This window comes from Desulfobacter sp. UBA2225 (assembly GCF_002348205.1).
Lineage (GTDB): Bacteria > Desulfobacterota > Desulfobacteria > Desulfobacterales > Desulfobacteraceae > Desulfobacter > Desulfobacter postgatei.
In genome coordinates this window covers 1-20,538 of record NZ_DDYV01000233.1, presented here as the reverse complement: position 1 = coordinate 20,538, position 20,538 = coordinate 1, and the positions used below count along the sequence as shown (strand labels likewise).

The following is a 20,538-nucleotide window of genomic DNA, read 5'->3' as shown; positions in this document are numbered from 1 at the left end:
AAAATTTTAATGCGTTTGCCCTGTTTATGTAAACTATTAGACGTTCCCCGTAATAAACGTGAGATTAAGCCCTCAATTCTTCACGGATTACCCGGCGCAGGATGTTTTCAATGGGCTCCTTTTCTGTGGAAATATACTGCCGCAGGGCTTCATTAATCATGGTTTGATAGCTGCCACCGCCGGAGTCATGGACTTTGATTTTAAACCAAGCCAATATATCATTGTCAAGGCGGATGGTGATTCTTGTTTTGTTGGCCGGTGGGGCGGAAACCGGTCCGCGTTTGCCCTGGCTGAAATCGTATTCTTTTTTCATAATCCTACCTCATATTGACGGCGTTCGTTTCTTGTTGCTTTCCGTGCTGAAATAATACGGATGCTATTGTTTCTCCATGTATATGAAACCACCAGCACCCGGGATAAAAAATCCAACCCGATGGTGATAAAGCGCTGTTCATACGGGTGTGGATCATCAATAGTCAAGGCGTTCAGGTCTTCAAAAATTCCTACGGCGTCTGCAAAATCAACCCCGTGAGCGATAAGATTTGATTTCGCCTTGTTGTTGTCCCATTGATAATTCATGGTTTATTGTATGCATAATCTGTGTACAAGTCAATTGGTATTGTGTCCCCGGAATTCTTTGTCTTTTCACGCAGCTTCAAACGAGAGCTTAATATTAAAGGCCTTCAGAACCTTTACAACCGTATCAAATTTGGGTGAGCTGTTTTCTGTCAGGGCCTTGTATAAATTCTGCCGGCTCAAGTTGGTTTCTTTGGCAATTTGCGTCATGCCTTTGGATTTTGCCACGTCTCCGATGGCCGCAACCAGCAAGTCCGGTCCGCCCTCTTCAAGGGCGGCTATGAGGTATTCTCTAATCATTTCTGGGGTGTCCAGATACTCACTGGTGTCCCATTTGCTTGTTGTTATTCCCATTCCAATTCCTCCAAGATAGTTTTTGCTTTTCTGATATCCTTGGCCTGGCTTGATTTGTTACCACCGCAAAGAAGGAAAATTATTTTTTCATCCCGGACCGTGTAATAAAGCCGAAAGCCCGGCCCCAAAAAGATTCTCATTTCAAATAAATTTTCGGCCAGCTGCTTGTGGTCACCTAAATTTCCAAGTTCGGCCCGCTTGATTCTGGCAAAAATTCGGGCTTTATCTTTTGGATTTTTGATTCCCTTTATCCATTTTTCAAAAATGGTAGTTTTTTCAATTGTATAGATCATGGAAGGATTGTCGCACAAGTGAGACAAAAAGCAAAGCTTTTATAATGACATATTTTTTGGAAATTGGTATTATCCCCGGAATACCAAAAAACTTCCACTTTTATGTAAAAAATTAAACGAAAATATAACCTTTTTGACACAATTCACCCAAAGACTCTTTTGAGATGAAAGCACCCATGGCATTATAAAATTAACCAACACCGAATCAGAAAATTTTCTTAAAACGCTTTTTTAGGGGCAAAATGGCCGGTTTAAGGCCAAAAATAAAGATAGAACTGTGGCTTTCTTTCGATATTACAGATGTTTGGCTCGCCCCCCCCCCACAGGATGAATTGGGTCAAAGAATTCACCCTCTACCATTATACGATCCTGAAAAGATTACATTGAGTTTTTTAGTTGATCATTTTAACTTGACCTTGGTGGGGATGGAATTAAGTATGGTGTCCCCGGAATTCACCCCCGGAATTCACCCGGAATTCACCCGGAATTCAAATAAAGTCTGGCTGATTTATGCTTATCATAGAGCAACTGGAGAGATAGTCGCCTGGGTTTGGGGCAAGCGTAATTTGGCTACCGCAAGAGACTTACGGAAAAAAATTACAGAGCTGGGCATCACGTTTGACACGATTTATACGGACGACTGGACAAGTTTTGTAAAAATCTTCAAATCCGACAATCATGTTACGGGGAAAGCCAATACTGTTGGAATTGAAGGAAATAATTGCAGATTGAGACACAGAATTCGACGTGCATTTAGAAAAACGTGTTGTTTTTCCAAAAACCTTTATAACCATCTTAAATCATTTGAGTTAGTCTTTTTTTATATCAATTTTGGTCATGTATAAAAAGCATAGCATACTTTTTACATCACCACCCAATTAGAATCAGGACGCTACAGAGGAAGCTCTATTGTAAGGCCAAGCAGAAAAAAAGCGTAAGCCTTACAATGAAGAACATCGGAAAGCCGTGTACGGGAGAACCGTATGCACGGTTTGATGAGGGAGCACTGAGGATGCAAGGCCTTTGGAACACGTAGTAGCCGCGTGCGGCAAGGCGTCTCGAATATAAAAAGGGCTGAAGAAACCGGCCGAATCAGTGCTCTACTCTACCCGGAATTCCAACCCGGAATTAACGCCATGTATGTACTTTATTATACTGAATTATGAAGACTTTTTCATAATCAGTATGAATTTTTTTTCATATTTCCATGCGACTATGTTTTCAGCGCTGCAAAAGGCTTTGATTTTTCAAAAAATTCATATCACAGCAACCTGCTTTAATTATAATATATTTCCGATGTCGTATAATCCAAACTCTTCTTTTTTACAATGTAGAAAGCAAATGGCACCATCATTGCTTTATTTGATTTCAACTGTGTGAATGAAATAAATTAAACAATGTCAAATTAAACAATTCAAAAAATGTACTGGCAGAAAGGAGGTGATCGTAGGTACGCATAATATGAAATTTTATAACACGTTGAAATAATTAAGTATTGCGTCTCAGGAATTGAAAAAAATTAAATTTTAAAAAAGGAATTATTAATTATGCTTAGCAAATTTAAAATAATGAAAAGTTTTCTTGTTTTTGCCTTCTTTTTAATGTCAATCACTTTCACAATAGCACCTGCTTCTGCATATATGCTGAATTGGGGCCTTGATCCAAATGGTGGTGGGGATTCTATCCTTACCGTTCCAGAATATTTAAATCTAACTGGAACTGCTACCATTACGAATGATTTTACTACATTAACATTTGCTGAAACTGGAACGTTTCATTCTTTCTCTTACGGCCCCCCTACTGCACCGTTGCTACTTGATTATCTTACCGCTACTTTTCAAGCAACAGGAACATTAGGAACTGACGAATTTTATTTTGATGCTGTCCCAAGCTCTCTTCACATATACACAGCAGGAAATGTTGAGATTGGGGTCTTCAACCTACTCTCAGGTGGGGGAGGATTAAATGCTGACTTCGGCCCCTCCAATGGCTTTATTACAGCTAATTTTGTAGCCGAATCATTAGCCGCTGGTTATTGGTTTGCTTCAGACCTTACAACAGATCTGTCTACCTATGATCTGGAGAGCAATTCACCAGTTCTTACGTTGGGATTTGCAACAACCAATGCAACAATAGTTAGTGGAACAGAAGTATATGATGGTTCAGGTCGGCTTACTCAATTTGACGTGGGAAATAATGGACAATTTAGATTGGATATTGTTCCAGAACCCGCGACATTTATGCTATTTGGCATAGGTCTTCTTGGGTTTGCTGCCATTTCAAGAAAAAAGAGAGCTTAGGAATATCGATATCAATTAAAATAAAAAAATGAAAGGTTGGGACAAGACAAGATTTTCCTGGCCTTTCATTTTTTCTTTAATTATAAGAGTTATAAAAAAATTATTATTTCCTCGAAGAACGCACTTTTATTTATGCCGCTTTTAAACGTATTCAACAAAAACTGCTATTTATTTATCAAGAATTCTATAGCCGGGCGAAGCGTTTTATGTTCTATATTTGCCGCTTTACCGAACCTGAACAGTAAGACCTGTAATTTTTTTTCAGCCAGGCGAAACAGCGTGTGATATTCATCTTGAAGGGCTGTTAATAGCTCCTCGTGCTGTTTTGAAAATCCAGACTTTTTGTTCTGTTTCACAATCAACCGAAGGTAAAATAGGGTCGCAGCCGTCATCGGTTGAAGTTGAATGCCATGGGAAGCTAATGTCAGCCAGGCTTTTTCAAGGGCCCTACCGCCTTGAATAAGCCCAAGGTCATCCATTTTATCCATCAATAAAAGCCCGGCGCCAGACGAATTCACCATCCCCTGCCAGGCATTCAATGCCACCATCCGGCCTAACCCAATCTTGTTGGCAATATTCATCACCGGCCATGGTTTTGTAACCTTTAAAAAAAGTTCTCCAGCCAATCCGGCCTCCAGGTTTTTTAATGGGAACCCGTCTCTTTTTTCCAGGGCTTCTTTTTCGGTAAACCGTATCATTGACATCAAATGTTCGTGAAGGGGCTTATGTTCTGTGCGGATTCGGTCTATTTTATATATAATCCTGGCCAGCTTCTTTAATTTTGCCCTTTCCGTTATAAACCTTATCTGTGCCCCTGGAATAGAACTGACGGCAGTTTCAACAGATTCAAGGATCTCAGGAGCGACCGGTGTTTTTTTGAAAGGTTTCCGGTTCGTATGTCGTTCCCAGATGAAGTCAGCCAGCGGGTCTTTCTTTTTTTCTCCCGGGATCAAATTAATTGATGCCACCCTGTCATTCTCCCGGAGATCGGGGTCATACTTGATTAATGCTTCCATACCCATTGAAGAGGCGGCTATTTTTATATTTTCCAGCACAGCGCCACATGAAATCAAAGATGCCACCTGGTTGACATTAAAAAAGGAGCGATCCTTCTCCCGGTCCAGGAACAGATCAATCCGGTTCTTTTTTATCTCAAATTTCCAGGGTTGGCAGTTGTCCCCGGACGGGGCCTGGATGCCGGCACGGATGAGATATTCCAGAACAGAAGGTTCAATATCTTTCCCTGGAACCGGTATGATCCCAGGTTTTTCAGGGATATCCGGTTTCAGCTTGGGTTTGTTTTTACTGATGAACTTTTTAACCACCTGTATTTTCAACCTCTGCCAGGGATTTTTATTTCCCATGAAAAGATACCCTTTCCGCAGGGTCTGAAGAAAGGGATCATATTGAAAATAATGGGGCACCGGCTTGATTTTACCCTTTCTCAGGATCACTTTTACCGCTTCGGTGGCAGCCATGCCGGCACATATCTGGCAGGCGATATTCAAGGAGGGCCCTGCTTTGGAACTGAAATCCACCTTTTTAAAATTCATATACTTGATATGGGTGGGCCGGGGGGACAGCCCCAGAGCAAAGGATAGATATTTTTCCTCGTCAGCCATGTCGTCCCTGATATTAAAATATTCGTCAAATCCCATACCTTTGGGGGAGAAGATCAGCATGGCCGAACTGTACCCCATGGGGCCTGCGGTGATGACATGAATTCCTTTTTCAGCCGCCCTTTTAAACAACAGTCGCCGTGTCTCAAATTCAAAGAAATCAAGACCGTCCAAAACCACATCCACCCCGTCAAGAAAATCATCCATATTGGATGCATTGATACCCTCCTTGAACAGATTCAGTTCCAGGTAAGGATTGATGGAAATTGCCTGTTCCGCCATGACCTCAAGTTTGGAGCGGCCGAATTCCGGCACCCGGGCTCCGTACTGGCGATTGATGTTGGCCGGCTCATACGCGTCAAAATCAGCAATATTAAATTTTGTGATACCTGTCCGGGTAAGGGTGATCAGGTGGAGCCCGCCGACACCTCCCATACCGGGTATGGCGATTCTAAAATTTGAAAGCCGTTCCTGCTCTTCTTCGGTAAACAGGCCGATATTCCTGGAAAAGGCCTGGTTAAAATATGTTGCTTTATCTGTAATTCCAAAAGATTCAAGCTTGGCAAACATCTCATCTGGCTGCATCTGAAATCTCCTTTTAGTTGAAAAACTCGCACAAAGACACCAAGATTTTTATTCGACTTTGTCACCCTTTGTGCCTTTGAGGCTTTGTGTGAGAATAACATTGGAAGTGCTGAATTTTATTCTCAGGCCGGCCAAGTATAACGCTGCGGAAGGAAGAATCAGAATATCCCCGATAACGGCGGTAATCATGATCACCGAACTCAGCGCCCCGAAATTCATTGTCGGCACAAAGCGGCTGAAAACCATGACGCCGAACCCTATACATAATATCAGCGATGAGAGGATAATGGCTTTGCCTTTGGTTAGAATGGCTCCGGCAATTGCAACCTTTATATCACCCTGTTCCATCAGGTTGGATTTGACTTGGGAAAGAAAATGAATGGTATCGTCTACGGCAATGCCGATGGCCACAGCAGAAATCAGTGCGGTTGCCGTATTCAAAGGTACATCCAGGGCGCCCATGATCCCGAAATTGAGTATAATGGGAAACAGGTTCGGTAAGATACTGATGAATCCCAAAGACATTGACCTGAGCACAAAAAACATAATGGCAATGATGATACAGGCAGCAGTAACAAGACTGTAAACCTGCCCCTTAACAAGGGAATCTATGGTGTTGACATCCTGCAGGGCCCTGCCTGTGATCCTGATTTCCAACTCTTTGGTCTCCAAGTTGTCAATAAACTGCCGGATAGATTGGATCAATTTTTCTTGGTCCCCGGTGGAATGATGGGAGAGCCGCAAAGAGATTCTGGCATGGTCAAAGGATTCATTTACAAAATCATCAATATCATCGGAATCATACAAAAGCAGGTACTGGGATACCAGTGCCCTGGAATCGGGGATCTTAAATTCCTCGGGATCTTCATTGTGAAAAGACTGGTTCATATCTTTGATAAAATCGACAAAGGAGATAACTTTATCTACGCCTTCCAGACTGTTGCTGTAGTTTTGTATCGCTTCAATAATTCTTATATTTTCCGGTTCCTTGAATCCGTCCTGGGTTTTTGACGCAAGGGAGATGTCAAGGGTGCCGATACCGGCAAGGTTTGTTTCTATAAAATTGATGGACTGCCTGACCTTGTCTGTTTTTTTAAAATAATCAAGGAGATTGGTTTCTACCTTGATCATGGTGGCCAGCCATAACGAGGTGATAACTAAAACCAGTCCTCCCAGGCAAATGATTTTATGGTTTTCAAATACAAATCCGGATATTTTTTTAAGCAGGTTGTGCTGGGTTCCTTTGCCTTCAATGCGAGTGAATATCTTATTTTTATCAAACAGGAGAAGAACAGGAGGCATAAAAACGAATGAGAAGAAAAATTCAAAAATCATACCGCAGGACGCTACAACGGCAAAATCCTTTATGGGGGGGATTTCACTTAAGTATAGGGAAATAAATCCGATAGCCGTGGTCAGAGTTGTCAGAAAACAGGGCAGAAAGACTTTTTTTAAGGTGTTGGCAATGGCGTTTTCCATGGTACCGGATTCAGCCAGAACCTGTCTGTCAAGATGTGAGAATATATGTACAATGTCACAAAGAGCCAGGGCCATGACAAGCGGAGGAACGATACTGGTTACATTGTTTAGGGTGATGCCGAATATGGGAAACAGTCCCATGGTTGATCCCATGCAAATGGAGATATTTAAAACAGCCACCCCGGTCAGGTAGATATTCCTGAAAAAAAGAAATATCGCCAAAGTGATAAATATATAGGTAATGGGAATAAACGTGGCAATGTCCTGCTTCATATACTGGCTGAGATACAGGTTTGTGGTGGTCCACCCGGCCTTGTAAATCTTTCCGGTACGGTCCTCGTATTTTTCTAAAACAGCGTCACAATCCTTGAGCAGTTTTTTTCTGAACCCCGACTCTTCAGGTTTTTCATAGACGAAAACAACGATTGCAGCTGTTTTTCCATCAGTTGAGATAAGGTTTTTTGAATAAAGGGGGTTATCCAATGCGCTTTGCTTTAGCTTGTTGAGATCATCGGCTTCCTCCGGAATATCTTCAAGAAACGGCCTGACCATGAAAAAATCTTCTTCGCCAATGGTATCATTGACATTGGCCAGGCTTTTAACTTCACGGACACCGTTGATTTCTTCTATATCATTGGTGATTTGTTTGAGAAGTTCAAGGTTCTCCCGGGTAAACAGGGGGTCTTTTTTTATTGCGATGACAAAAAATTCATCGTTTGCAAATATTTGTTTGAAATTTTCGTAAAAAAGGAGATCCGGATCATTTTCAAGTGTAAAATAATCCACATTATCCACGGTTTTTACCTTGGGCAACTGGATTAAAAAAGGCAAAGCAATCAGGATGGATAAAAACAGAAACAAAAATTTATATCGGGTGATTATGTTCATGATTTCCTCAGGGAAAAGCGCTTGACAAACACTGCTAAAAATTACACGATGATACAATAATTTTCGATAAAATTATCATAAAAAAAAAGATTAATACAGGGTAAAATCAAGATGATCAGCAAAAGCCTTACCTACGACAAATTTCGTTTCGGTCAAGTCATAGATGATGATGTCTTAAAAGATACCTTCCGGATGAGGTATGAAGTCTATGTGGATGAGTTCGGGTTTGAAAAGGAGGCTGACCATCCGGTTGGACTGGAAACGGATGAATACGAAAAGGATTCCATCCATTTTGCCTGCCTGAATGAAACAGATTCCGTGGTCGGCACCATACGCTTGGTGCGTCATTCAGACAAAGGGTTTCCCATTGAACATGTCACAAAATTAAGTTTGCCCGGGGAAAAACCTGAGCCGGATAAAACCGGCGAAATTTCAAGACTTACGGTAACCAAAGACCTCAGGCGCCGTAAAGAAGACGGCATGTATGGCGTGGAGTCTTATTTAAAGAAAAAAGAAGGCGGCGTACTGCCTGACGATGGGAGCATACCAAAAGAAATGGAGGGCAGGAAAAACCCTATCATTGTCCTAGGACTTTACCAGGTCATGTTCCATGAAAGTTTGCGCCAGGGGCTGACCCATTGGTACATGATCACTGAAAAAAAATTATTCTATGCCCTGAAAAAATATGGATTTCTATTCCACCAAATCGGAGAACCTGTACAATATCATGGTGAAAGGGTTCCCTATTTTGCAGATATTCATGAACTGCTGGTCAATCTGAAACAGACCGATGCAGGCATGTATGACCTCATGCTTACCGGATTGGAAGACACATATCGGCCGGACATTTAATTGGGGGGGGAAGCAGACAAAGAGCTATGAATATAAAAGTTTATACCTTGATGATTATAGTCGTATTGCTGGTTTGGGTATTTCCGGCAGTGGCGATGGACGGTGCACAGATCGCACAGAAGGTGGTGGACCGGGATCAAGGGCAGGATGCCACCTTAAAAATCCGTATGCTGCTGATCGACAAGGGAGGCAAAAAGCGATTCAGAAGCCTGATCACTGTGGTTAAGAAATACGGGGATGTATCTAAAAGTTATATACGCTTTACCTCTCCTGCCGATATAGAGGGAACTGCTTTTTTAACCTGGGAAAACAAAGAGAGTGACGATGATCAGTTCCTCTACCTGCCGGCACTTCAAAGGGTGCGGCGGATTGTCTCCAGTCAGAAATCCAATCGTTTTGTCAACACGGATTATACCTACGAAGACCTGCAGTCCAGGGACGTAGATCAGGACGTACATACGGTCCTAAGAGAAGAAAAGTTAGATGACCATGACTGCTGGGTTCTTGAAAGCATCCCCCAAGCCACAGATGATTCCCAATATGGAAAACGGGTTACATGGGTTGTCAAAGAGATCTATCTGCCCATTAAGACCGAGTTTTATGATAAACGGAACAGACTTCATAAGATACTCACCGGTAAAGAAATTCAGAAAATCGACGGGATCTGGACGATCCTTGATGCAGAAATGAATGATTTAAATAAAAACCATCGTACACTGATGAAGACCGATGAAATAGGATATAATCGCGGCATTCCTGATGAAATTTTTACCAAGGGATATATGAGACATAATCAGTAGGACCTATTTTTCCTTCAGGAGGCCATGCAATGCCGCGTTTATCAAGATATCGCTACGGTTTTTTTATTTTATCAAGCTTTATTTTCCTGTTTTTTTTATGTCCGCAATCCGCATTTTGTTTCAATCCCATAATGATTTGCCGGTCTACCGATTCAACTCACAGTCAGTCGGTGAAGTCTTTGGAAGAGGATGATGCACGTACGGATGACACCAGTAACCCATGGGCGGCGGAAAGCTCACGGGATAGCGACAAGGATGAAGGCTTGTTTAAGCTGTCCGGGGAAGTGCACAACAAGTTTGCCCATGATGTAAGTGAGGACAATGATTCAGAAGATGATATGATGAATCATCTCCAGGTGAGGATCGGAACAAGCCTGGTGCATGGGGACCGGTGGCGTGCAGTGCTTTTTGTGGATGCAGATTGTTTTTCTTATGGCAATGATGGAGACTGGAAAGAAGATGCAGATATCCGGCTGGGTGATGCCTATCTCAACTTCAGAGGCGACGGGTTTAATATGAAGATAGGCAACCAGATCATCCGGTGGGGTAAAACTGATGCCTACAGTCCGCTGGATAATTTGAATCCCGAGGATTTTCGTGATGATCTTTCCGGTCGCCGGGAGGATCGCAAACGTCCCATTCCCATGGCTTCCATGGAGGTTTATGCCGGCAATTTAACCATTTCCGGGGTCTTTATTCCGTTTTTTGTCAAATCGGAATACGATCTTATAGGAACAGACTGGGCAGTATTCGGGCGAGCCGACGGGATAACGTTTATGGAAGAAGACCCTTCTGATTCTCTGGGCAACAGCGAAGGCGGAATTCGTTTGTCCGGCATTGTTGGACGCCTGGACTGGGCACTCAGCTGGTTGTCTGCCAGGGAAGATCTGCCAACACCGGATACCTTTGATCTCCCTGTGGGGTTTCCGCTTTCTGCAGGCAATCTGACAACATCTCAATTGGCATATTTTTTAAATGCCACCGGGAAATCGGTGCTTCTCATTCATGACCGGCAAAATATTTTCGGTTTTGAATTTGAAACTACATTGCATTCTTTCGGGGTGAGAGGTGATCTGGCCTATATTGATCACACCAGTTATTTTACCCGGGACCTGGAGCGGATTCGAAAACCCGTGTTTCAGGCTATGGCAGGAATTGACTATAGTGGCGTAAACGACTGGTATGCCAATTTCCAGGTTTTGATCAGCCTGATCCGGGACTACGAAACCCGGATTGTCTGGGCCACGGAGACAACACGGGCCATCAACGGCACCCTGTGGAAGGATTTTTTCAATGGAGATTTAAGACTGGAATGCCGCTATTATTATGACCTGTCAGGAGATGCAACTGTTTTGAATCCCAAGATCCGTTTATCTTTCTGGACGCCGGTGATATTTGAAATCGGCGCTGAATGGTTTGATGGAAGCGAGGAGACGTTTCCTGGTCGTTTTCAAAACAACGATCAGGTGTATTTAACTGCTGAAATAAAATTTTAGATGCTACATATAATAAAATGTAGGCTGAAAAGGGGAACATACCCGTCTTCAGCCGGAAGTCAGGGGAAGAATCTGCCCGGTTGCTGAATATGCGATAACACGCTCGATCATATCTGCCCCATAATATCTTTTCACCGTCTCTTCATCTTCATTTTCTTCAAAGGGCAGCTCAATGGGGGTTGATCCTGATTCAAAAAAGAAATGATACAGGTTTTTCTTTTTTGGCATGTTACCATAAATTTCTTTAAATCTTTGTGAGACTGTATTTAGATCAAGGCGAAGGGCCACGGCAGGGTTATTGTTTACATAGGAAAAGGAAGAAATTTGTCCGATTTTTTCAAACAAAAGGATGTCTTCGTAAATTTTTAAATACTTTGGGTGAATCGTAATTAATAAGTCGTCCGCGCAAATGGTGTTAATCGCATATGACACTATGAGACGGTTACCCAGCATAGGGATATGTTTATTCCCTTTTCGGTATAACGGATGTGATGCCAGGCACCCGACTTCAACAAGGCTGCGCCCCTCGCTTCTTAACTCGTCCACCTGACGTTTAAATCCAATATCCATGGGAAGGCCTTCTTGTTTATGATCCGGAAATAGGCTGGCAGTATATATGGGCGTTTTTTCAGCCTGATTATCCGTCAAGCAGCCCATAAAGACCCTTGCTTCGGCATTGGAATGGTGCCGGATAATTCTCAATGGGGGATTGGTAGGTCGAATAAACCCGGCTTTTACATAAACATCATGCAACAGCCTGAAACAGGACATATACTCTTCGATACTGCATGCCTCACAAAAGGTGATGTCGTCCAGATTGGTTTGAAGATCAGGAAGAGCGCCACGGATGATTCTTTTTCTAAAGTACGTCGGCACATAAGGCAACAACGATTTTGCTAATGTATTTGAAATATTCATAATGATTGAAACAAATGCAGTTATCATGCCAGTGTAAGAAAACACCTGAATTGCTTTTATAAAAGATCGTTTTTCATCGAGTTTAGGCATAAATATTCCATAAATAAGAAAAAAAAAGTTACGAAAATTACAGCAGTCGTTACAAAAATTGCACTTCCTGAACCCAAAAAAATGGGAACAGGGTTTCTTCTTCCAAATAGCTCTATAATTAGAATATATCAAGAGACCAAATGACCCGGCCCTGTTTTTGATTAATCATTTTTTGAATATCCGGCAGCCGTTCAAAGCATTCTTTCATCCCGCAGTGCATCAGGGCAATGCCCTGGTGGAAATCATCCCAGGCATAGGTCCCCACATCCGGGTAAAGTACAAGGTCTGCGTTTTTGACAAAATCACTGGTGGCCCTGCCGTGGACAATGCTGATGGTCTGGGAAATAATCTGCTTAATGCCGGGGGCTTTTTTTTGTGTTTTTGCCTTTGAGGGCTTTGATTCAATGCTCACGGCAATGACCATGTCTGCGCCCTTTCGAAGCAGAACATCTACAGGCACGGGGTTTAAAAGTCCGCCGTCCACCATCCACCGACCCTGGTGTTTAAATGGAGAAAACACGGCAGGAATTGCAATGCTGGCACGGACGGCATCCGTGACATCCCCGGTTTCAAAAATCACTTCTTCTTCGTTCAGGATATCCACACCCACCAAGTATGTTGGAATCATCAGATCCAGGAAATCAGCACTGTTTACAGCGTTTCTCACAAGCTGGGCCGCCTTTTCTCCCCTAAGCAGCCCCTGTCTGGGCAGGGTATAATCAAAAATTTTTCTGCGGGTGTCTGATCGGGTTCGAAACAGGTCAATGGTCGACTGCTTTAATTTTTCAACAGAGGCGGTGGCCGCATAAATTCCGCCCACAAGGGCCCCCATGCTGGTTCCTGAAATCATATCAATATGGATGCCGGCTTCCTCCAACACTTTGAGCACTCCGATATGGGCCCACCCCCGTGCACCGCCGGCACCCAGCGCAACCCCCAGCCGGATACCGGCAATTTCACGGGCAACAGCTCTCGGCCCCCGGACGGGAAAACATTTATTCGTATCTATCCGGTCGTTAACAGCTAACTCCGAACGGTCCACCCAGATGCCCGGTGTTTCGGAAAGTCCCAGACACTGCTGCAGTTCCTGCCGGGCCACCCCTTTTTTTCCGTACAGATAGCTCACGCCCACCCGAATTCTTCCTAAAAACGCACTGGTTCCGCAAATTGCCTCAAGCGCTGAAAGCCTGGACTGAACTTCTCTGAGTTTTTCCTGTGTATTATGAATAAGCAAAAGTGTCCGGTCACACAGCCGGACAAAGAGCCGCTCCATATCATTAAGGCAATGGGTCAGATTGAAAAACACCACATCATAGGACTCTTTCAGGCCGGCCATCAGAACCGGCATAATCTCAGACAGCCTGTCGGAAAAACCGGTTTGCAACTGCAGCACATGAAACCTTGACAAATGTTCATACCAATGAATCTCTGCGGGCTTATAGCTGTCTGGCGGCAGGAGTCTGAAAAGTCCAGGGTCCGGGCATTCCATCCGGGTCAGGTCATATTTATGCATGATTCTGTCAGCCTCAAGGTGAGGCTCAATCACCACCACCCGTTTATGTGATTCATTAGAAATGTGAAAGGAGACGGAATATAAAAAATGGGATACGCCTAACTCCGGACCCGTAGCCGACACCGCATAAAATGTCGGGACCATGCTCTGACGCCTGCCGTCCTTTGCCTTAACACTCATGCGCTTGGCATAATAACGGCTCAGATACAGGCCAATACTTTTATTGGTTTTAATCAGAACATCAAAATTGTCACGGTTCAGACAAAATAAAGCCACATCCAGCGATGCCTCTATGGTTGAATTTCTGGACGCCTTTGAAAGCAGAGAGATCTCTCCGAAAAAATCACCCCGTTTCAACTCAGTTACAAAAATCTTTTCCCCGTCTGTCTCCTTGAACACCGACACCGTACCCGAACGAATCACATACATGGAATCTCCGGGTTCGTCCTGGCGGCAGATAATGTCACCCTTGTGATAAAACTCCTTTTTAAACAGTCCGGCAATCACTCGGATCTGATCCGCCGGCACCGATGAAAACAGTGGCACCCGCGAAAGAAAGTCATGAAGATCCTGTAAGTTAGTNNCATAGAATTCAATACCTAAAATGGGCAGATACATTTTTTGCTATATCGCTTGCGCTATTTTCTTACATTTTCTTCCAGCGGTTCACTTTTTCGAATGCGGATTCAGCTGTTTTCACTAATGTTGATACATTCACCGGCTTTTTAAAATAATCCTCAAAGCCGACATCAAGGCATTCCGACAGTTCAAATAAAGAGGCATAGCCGGTAATGGCATAGATAATAGACATGGGCTTAATGCTTTTTACTCTCTTACATAATTCCATACCGTTCATCACCGGCATATTTAAATCAAAAAACATGACCATAATGTTATTCTCTTCGATAATTTTTAATGCATCCCGTCCATTTTCTGCGGTGAAAACCTCATAACCGGCTTTGGTAAATAACTGGGAAAGCAATCTTAAAATGGATGGTTCGTCATCAACGATTAATATTTTTTTATTTTCCATCATTCTTTCTCCTTGTCTGGGTTGGGGTCTGAGATATTAATAGAAGATGCTGCGTCAAGGTCCAAGATTTCGGAACTTAAATACATTTTTGTTTTGTACTGAGTGATAGCCATCAGCTTATTTGTAATCTCAGCCAGCCGTTGTGCCTGGTCTCTAATTTCCTTGACATTTTCTTCTTGGATTTGCCCATGAGCGATTTCATCAATTAATAATTCTGAAAAACCTAAAATCACCATTAAAGGCTGATTAATTTCGTGGCATATGGCGCCTGCGGTTCGAACCACCGCTGTCAGTTTTTCCTTTTCTATTTTTGCGCGCTCATAGTTCTTTGCGTTTGTAACATCCTCAATTGACAGTAAAACGGCCGTTCTCTTTTGTAATTGAAAGGGTTGGGTCGTTATTCTTAAATGCCTGCGCCCTATGGATTTAAAGGTCATGGATGTTTCAACCTGAAAATGCCCCTTGGTATTTTCAAAGGTATCATTGACTGTCATCCTCAATTTGCATTTACTGCACTCTTTCCCAAATCCGCAGCCCTCAGGGGCATCTTCGTGATGAATGCAGCCAAGGGCGGCCCCACCTACAAGCCCGACGAGTTGATTATCCTTCTTATTTACAAATATGCAGACCATTCTGTTGGCCAAAACCAGTTTCAGGTCCGTGTCAATCACCGCGACCGCAATCGGTAAATTGTTAATAACCCGCAGGATATCATCTTTAGAAAACACTGTCGGAAAATCCAATATGGTTTCTTTTATTTTAATTTCATTAGACATTGAAACGCCCTTTGCCGTTATTGCCTCATACTGGTAGACAGTAAAATAGCCATTTTCGAATCCATGGTTTCAACCAGCGTGCATTTTGCACAGCCATTAAGATCCGTACCGGTAATCATTTGGGGGATGCCGATCTTAAAAGGCAACGTGCATTTTACATTTTTTAAGGCATTCCCGCACACCATATTGAGCATTTCAGACAATGTGCCAAACTGCTGCTCCCAAGTCAGTTCATCTTTGCTTTCGCCCAAAAAATTGGATGCAAGTTCTGCCACCAGTGGTGCCGGTGAAATAAGATCTATATTTCCACAGATATCCCCGGTAAAATTCAACCGACATGCCAATGCGGTATTCAGGTCGATGCCGGACTCATTTAAAATCGTTTCAGGACCGGTTTCAACCGGCATAAAAAACATGGTCTCCATAACTTCAGAAATCGAATTCGTTATCGCTGTCATCAATATTTTCTTCATAATCGGCCTCTCCAATTATACTGACAATTAAATCTCTGAGCGCCTCAGGGGTAAACGGTTTGGTAATATAACCGGCAGCACCGGTGTCCATAAATTCTTTAATTTTTGAATCATTTCCCTCGGTTGAAATAACAATAACCGGAATTTCCTTGAACAGTGCTTCGGTCTTTACTGTTTTTAAAAAACTGAGCCCATTCATTTCGGGCATGTTGTAGTCGGTCATAATCAAATCGACCCACTCTCCTTTGAGCACCGTTAACGCCTCTTTCCCGTTTGAGGCTTCAAGTATCCTGGAACCGCCGTATCCCGCAGCTGCAAGAGATCGTTTCAAAACGGTCCTCATCGGCATTGAATCATCTACAATCAATATTGAATAAGACATTTGCTTCCCTTTAGTTTCATTGAGCCATTTTTAATAAAATTTTCACTTCATGCATGTTGACCCCAAATTCGGCCATAATAGCGGTTATATCCGAGTGAGAGATGTTATGAATTTTCATTAACTGATCCTTGAATCGATACGACAGACCATCCGCCCCGACGCCGTTCCCCATCATCATACAAATGCAGTCTGCCAGATATACCCCTGCAACCTCTTTGTCGTTCATCATGGAGTCATCCCTGAGATGATGGTGTTGGATCAGTTTAATCATTCGCGGGCTGAATTTCCATATTTTGCCAATCAAGGCACCCAGCTCAGCATGATCTATGCCCAGTACTTTTTTTTCCGCCTCCCTGAAGCTGTACCCGGATTTTTTTACAAGCGTATCAATTTTTTTATAGTCCTTGAACACATATTTTTCCAATATGATTTTACCGATGTCTTTGATCAGGGCAGCAGTGAAAATTGTACTTTTGTTGTTCAGTCCCAGACGTAAGGCAACCTGTTTGGCAATGACGGCGGAAGAAACTGAATACCGCCACATATCGCCCTGTTCAAGCCCATAGCCTTGCTGACGTCCAGACAGGACCTTTGCACTTGATTTTACCATGGCCAATTGAACGATTTGATCTGTACCGAGCATATTCACGGCGTCTTTAATTGACTCTGCAGGGATTTTTAACCCCAAATATGCTGAGTTACATATTTTAAGAATGTCCACGGTCATGACAGGGTCATACTGGATTATCCGGGCAATATCGTTTATTGAACTATCCGGCTCCTCAATCATTTCAAGCAAGCGGTTAGCAACCGCCGGCATCGGCGTTAACTCCTTTATCTCACGGATCATTTTCTCCAGTGTTGTCATATCTTCACTTCCTTGGATCCTGAGGTTTTCAGGAAAATATCTCCCGATGCAATTTCAATTCGAACCGTTCGGTTGATGTTCCCGCCCACTTCCTGCTTGTCTATCATCACCTTGTTCTTAAAAAACATTTTTTTTAATGCCAGATAATTGCGTTTTCCGATATTAAAAAAACCATTTTGATCAAGGATTTCAGCACCGCCTGCGACAAATATTTTAATTCTGGGCTTCATTGCGCCCATTGCGTAAGCGGTTTTAAACAGGCGCGGGATGCCGGTATCTGCGAACATGAATGGTTTTTGGACGGCTTTCTCTTTGTCTATGGCGGATTCCGGAAGCATATAGTGAAGAATCCCCCCGACTCTTACGACCGGATCATAAATAACCAGCCCTATGCATGATCCAAGAGAGTAAGTGATCACATCCTCTGCGGGATTATTGCTTACTTTCATGTCTGCAACGCCGACAATTTGTTTCATCTATTCATCCTCATCTTATTTTTGTCGTCACCGTCCCTATTTTTTCGAGACAATGGAAAAGATGCCGTGGATATCCAGAATCAGTCCGACTTTTCCGTCAGCCAGAATCGCACCTCCGGCAATACCCCGGATATCATCCATATTCCCGCCAAGATTTTTAATGACATACTCGTCTTTGCCTAAAAGCTCATCAATTAAAAAAGCCCGTCTTTCTTCTTTTGACTCAACAACAACAACCAGGCTTTGTTCGACGGATTTAACATCATTGCTTGTTTTAAAAATTTCATTTAATCGGATTAGAGGAACCAGACGGCCACGATCTTTAACCATCTCACCTTTTCCTTCTACGGTGAAATATTCCCCCGGCCCCGGTCTGAATGCTTTTTGAATAGCGATGGTGGGAATAACATATCTCTCGTCATCAACCCTGACCAGCATACCGTCGATAATGGCCAGTGTCAGAGGAAGACTGATAATGAATCGAGAGCCGACTCCCTTTTCGGATTCAATATTCAAATGGCCGCGAAATTTTTCAATCCCCGCTTTGACCACATCCATGCCGACCCCCCGACCGGATATATCGGTAATTTGGCTCGCTGTTGAGAATCCGGGCGAAAGAATCAGGCTAAAAACCTGTGCATCCGTCATCTGCTCTTCTCCGGTAATCAGTCCGGTGGCAGTGGCCTTTTTAAGGATTTTCGCCCTGTCCAACCCCTTGCCGTCATCCTCAATTTCAATGACAATATTCCCGCCTTTATGATAGGCACGAAGATCAATATTTCCCTGTGGGGGTTTATTATTTGCCGTGCGCTCCTGTATGGATTCAATCCCGTGATCACAGGCATTCCTGATCATATGGACCATGGGCTCATAAAGGGCATCCACCACATTCCTGTCAATTTCGGTTTCTTCCCCGGTCATTGATAAGTTGATCTGTTTGCCTGATTTCCGGGACAAATCTCTTACCAGGCGAATCATTTTCATAAAGGTAGATTTAATGGGTATCATACGCATGGACATGGCAATATTCTGCATATTGTTTACAATCTGTCCCAATTGTGCAACGGTCTGGCTTAGGGCGGAATTCTTCATAGTTTGCTGTCGCAGCATGGACTGGGCAATGACAAGTTCACCGGCATAATCTACAAGATCGTCCAATTTCTGCGTGCTGACCTTAACTTGGGAGTCCACTCTTTTTTTAACTGCGGATTGTTCCATTAACGCCGAGGCAACCTGAGTCGGCGCGATCTTTTTATCTTCGATCAGAATTTCACCAATCTTTTTTTCCGGATGCCTTTTCTGGATTTCCAGTGCATGGTCAATATCTTGTTTTTTAAGATTGTTTTTTCTGACAAGAATTTCTCCTAAAGGTTCTTTTTCCCCTTTGGTTAAAAAAATCTGGAGCTTTTTAAGTTTATCTCTCAAGATATCTACATCTATGTGGTCATCCTCTTGCCGATAACCGGTGACAAGCCCCTGTTTTACACTATCAATCAGTTGTTTTAATAAATCTACGGATTCAAGAATTGCATCCGTGGCAGAGTGGTTAATGATAAAATCTCCGCTTCTGGCGCTGTCCAAAAGATTTTCAGTGGCATGGGACAGGCGGTTGATTTTACCTAAAGATAAAAATCCCGAGACGCCTTTTATTGTGTGAAACGGCCTGAAGATATCGTTTATGATATCCGTATTCTCAGGATCCTGCTCCAACTCAATTAAAGAGACCTCGATGTTGTTCAGATTATCTTCAGCCTCTGATATAAAATCGGTCAGGATTTCAATATCATCGTCAGACAGTTTCTCAGGGGAACTCTCCTGCTGTTCGGGTTCCGTTTCAGGTTCGCTTTCCGCACACTCAGAAACACTCTCATCGTCTTGTTCATTCGTGGCAAGATGTTCTTCCAAAAGCTCAAGAACATCGGAATAGTCGAAGGCAAAAGGTTCTTTCCTTTTTAAATGACTTAATATGGACTTTAACAACACAACGCCTTCTTCAACCGGCCTTGTGTTGCAAGTAGAGCTAAGATCCATATTTTCCATATATTGTTTACATAGCTTTGAAATATCATAAAAAGTTGACGGCTCAATATTTGCGGAAATGTCGATAAGATCTTCTACATTACCAAGGACCTCTTTTATCTCAGGATCTTTTCCAGGGCATAAACCGGCGATAAGCATTGAAAGCTCATTCAATTTTCTCTCTAACTCGTTGTATTCGCCGTTTTGGGTTTGATCATCGGATTGAGATCGCTTGCGTACAAATAAAATGTTGCTCTCTTTTTCACCCATATTTTTCAGTTTCGTGCTGAAATCTGTAACAACCATCTCAAGATTTGACAATAAGTTGCTTTTCACCTGGGGTCCGTCTTTTATTATGGCATCAACAATGTGTCTGGCCTTTAGAATTTGCGCAGCCTCCGACAATAGGTTCTGCGCTTTGCATTGCGCATGTATGCTCTTGAGAATGGGCAGCAGCGTCTTGATAGAGTCCGGTTGAGCCGGGTCGGATAGGATCAATTCTGATGCCAGCCTTTCCGTCGTTGCGATTATATTTTCATAAGACATTGGCTTTTCCAAATTTTAAAAGTCCTTGTGAATTTTTTAGGGAAATCTGCGGCACATACTGTCAACTTGATGAATTTTTATATAGTTTCATTCAGAAGAATCGTTTCATTTCCAACACACCTTTATATGAAAGTCCGGGTAACTTACTAAGATCTTTCAAGCTTTGTTGTGGGTTCTGCCTGGCAGTTGATATGTCAGGTCA

The 20,538-nt window shown here is 42.9% G+C and carries 19 protein-coding genes and 1 pseudogene; 5 read left to right on the top strand and 15 right to left on the bottom strand.

Annotated features, from left to right (window positions below; translation table 11 throughout):
- Nucleotides 1-64: 64 nt before the first annotated feature.
- From B3D59_RS11815 to B3D59_RS11800, 4 genes are all read right to left on the bottom strand, one after another.
- Nucleotides 65-313 (bottom strand): BrnA antitoxin family protein, encoded by a 249-nt coding sequence (locus tag B3D59_RS11815; protein ID WP_277000640.1) that lies wholly within the window; start codon nt 311-313, stop codon nt 65-67.
- Nucleotides 310-579, bottom strand: a complete 270-nt coding sequence (locus tag B3D59_RS11810) for a BrnT family toxin (protein ID WP_286819989.1) — start codon at nt 577-579, stop codon at nt 310-312. The genes B3D59_RS11815 and B3D59_RS11810 overlap by 4 nt, the downstream gene beginning before the upstream one ends.
- A 66-nt stretch (nt 580-645) precedes the next feature.
- Nucleotides 646-930, bottom strand: a complete 285-nt coding sequence (locus B3D59_RS11805) for an addiction module antidote protein (RefSeq protein WP_286819988.1) — start codon at nt 928-930, stop codon at nt 646-648.
- Complete coding sequence (locus tag B3D59_RS11800) at nt 921-1,223, bottom strand: type II toxin-antitoxin system RelE/ParE family toxin (RefSeq protein ID WP_286819987.1); 303 nt, start codon at nt 1,221-1,223, stop codon at nt 921-923. Before B3D59_RS11800 ends, B3D59_RS11805 begins: the two co-directional genes overlap by 10 nt.
- 482 nt (nt 1,224-1,705) lie before the next feature.
- Here B3D59_RS11800 and B3D59_RS11795 point away from each other — a divergent pair.
- Both B3D59_RS11795 and B3D59_RS11790 read left to right on the top strand, forming a co-directional pair.
- A pseudogene (locus B3D59_RS11795) lies at nt 1,706-2,068 on the top strand (IS1 family transposase); the annotation flags it as partial.
- Between the two features lie 702 nt (nt 2,069-2,770).
- Complete coding sequence (locus B3D59_RS11790) at nt 2,771-3,523, top strand: PEP-CTERM sorting domain-containing protein (protein ID WP_286819986.1); 753 nt, start codon at nt 2,771-2,773, stop codon at nt 3,521-3,523.
- A gap of 164 nt (nt 3,524-3,687) precedes the next feature.
- Here the strand turns inward: B3D59_RS11790 and B3D59_RS11785 are convergent, their stop codons facing one another.
- Both B3D59_RS11785 and B3D59_RS11780 read right to left on the bottom strand, forming a co-directional pair.
- Complete coding sequence (locus B3D59_RS11785) at nt 3,688-5,727, bottom strand: ThiF family adenylyltransferase (protein ID WP_286819985.1); 2,040 nt, start codon at nt 5,725-5,727, stop codon at nt 3,688-3,690.
- Nucleotides 5,728-5,775: 48 nt separating this feature from the next.
- Nucleotides 5,776-8,094: an efflux RND transporter permease subunit gene (locus B3D59_RS11780; protein ID WP_286819981.1), complete on the bottom strand. Its 2,319-nt coding sequence runs from the start codon at nt 8,092-8,094 to the stop codon at nt 5,776-5,778.
- Between the two features lie 111 nt (nt 8,095-8,205).
- Between B3D59_RS11780 and B3D59_RS11775 the strand changes: the two genes are divergently transcribed.
- The 3 genes from B3D59_RS11775 (at nt 8,206) to B3D59_RS11765 (ending at nt 11,242) form a co-directional block, all read left to right on the top strand.
- Nucleotides 8,206-8,946: a PEP-CTERM/exosortase system-associated acyltransferase gene (locus B3D59_RS11775; RefSeq protein ID WP_286819979.1), complete on the top strand. Its 741-nt coding sequence runs from the start codon at nt 8,206-8,208 to the stop codon at nt 8,944-8,946.
- Between the two features lie 26 nt (nt 8,947-8,972).
- Nucleotides 8,973-9,746, top strand: a complete 774-nt coding sequence (locus B3D59_RS11770) for an outer membrane lipoprotein-sorting protein (protein WP_286819974.1) — start codon at nt 8,973-8,975, stop codon at nt 9,744-9,746.
- Between the two features lie 179 nt (nt 9,747-9,925).
- Complete coding sequence (locus B3D59_RS11765; protein ID WP_286819967.1) at nt 9,926-11,242, top strand: DUF1302 family protein; 1,317 nt, start codon at nt 9,926-9,928, stop codon at nt 11,240-11,242.
- Between the two features lie 48 nt (nt 11,243-11,290).
- On the opposite strand, the gene B3D59_RS11760 is transcribed toward B3D59_RS11765, so the two are convergent.
- The 9 genes from B3D59_RS11760 to B3D59_RS11720 all read right to left on the bottom strand — a co-directional run bounded on the left by B3D59_RS11760 (nt 11,291) and on the right by B3D59_RS11720 (nt 20,336).
- Nucleotides 11,291-12,250, bottom strand: coding sequence for an N-acyl amino acid synthase FeeM domain-containing protein (locus tag B3D59_RS11760; protein ID WP_286819964.1), 960 nt, complete (start codon nt 12,248-12,250; stop codon nt 11,291-11,293).
- Nucleotides 12,251-12,368: 118 nt separating this feature from the next.
- On the bottom strand, nt 12,369-14,381 hold the full coding sequence (locus B3D59_RS11755) for a patatin-like phospholipase family protein (protein WP_286819962.1): 2,013 nt from the start codon (nt 14,379-14,381) through the stop codon (nt 12,369-12,371).
- 28 nt (nt 14,382-14,409) lie between these two features.
- On the bottom strand, nt 14,410-14,796 hold the full coding sequence (locus B3D59_RS11750; RefSeq protein WP_286819961.1) for a response regulator: 387 nt from the start codon (nt 14,794-14,796) through the stop codon (nt 14,410-14,412).
- Complete coding sequence (locus B3D59_RS11745; protein ID WP_286819960.1) at nt 14,796-15,290, bottom strand: histidine kinase dimerization/phospho-acceptor domain-containing protein; 495 nt, start codon at nt 15,288-15,290, stop codon at nt 14,796-14,798. Before B3D59_RS11745 ends, B3D59_RS11750 begins: the two co-directional genes overlap by 1 nt.
- Nucleotides 15,291-15,589: 299 nt before the next feature.
- Nucleotides 15,590-16,045: a chemotaxis protein CheX gene (locus B3D59_RS11740; RefSeq protein WP_286819958.1), complete on the bottom strand. Its 456-nt coding sequence runs from the start codon at nt 16,043-16,045 to the stop codon at nt 15,590-15,592.
- Nucleotides 16,002-16,427, bottom strand: coding sequence for a response regulator (locus B3D59_RS11735; protein WP_286819957.1), 426 nt, complete (start codon nt 16,425-16,427; stop codon nt 16,002-16,004). Before B3D59_RS11735 ends, B3D59_RS11740 begins: the two co-directional genes overlap by 44 nt.
- 16 nt (nt 16,428-16,443) lie before the next feature.
- A complete protein-coding gene (locus tag B3D59_RS11730; RefSeq protein WP_286819951.1) occupies nt 16,444-17,295 on the bottom strand; it encodes an HDOD domain-containing protein in 852 nt (283 codons plus the stop codon).
- The gene (locus tag B3D59_RS11725; protein WP_286819947.1) at nt 17,292-17,771 is read right to left on the bottom strand and encodes a chemotaxis protein CheD; all 480 of its coding nucleotides are present in this window, start codon (nt 17,769-17,771) and stop codon (nt 17,292-17,294) included. The genes B3D59_RS11730 and B3D59_RS11725 overlap by 4 nt, the downstream gene beginning before the upstream one ends.
- A gap of 36 nt (nt 17,772-17,807) precedes the next feature.
- Complete coding sequence (locus B3D59_RS11720) at nt 17,808-20,336, bottom strand: chemotaxis protein CheA (RefSeq protein WP_286819942.1); 2,529 nt, start codon at nt 20,334-20,336, stop codon at nt 17,808-17,810.
- Nucleotides 20,337-20,538 lie beyond the last annotated feature (202 nt).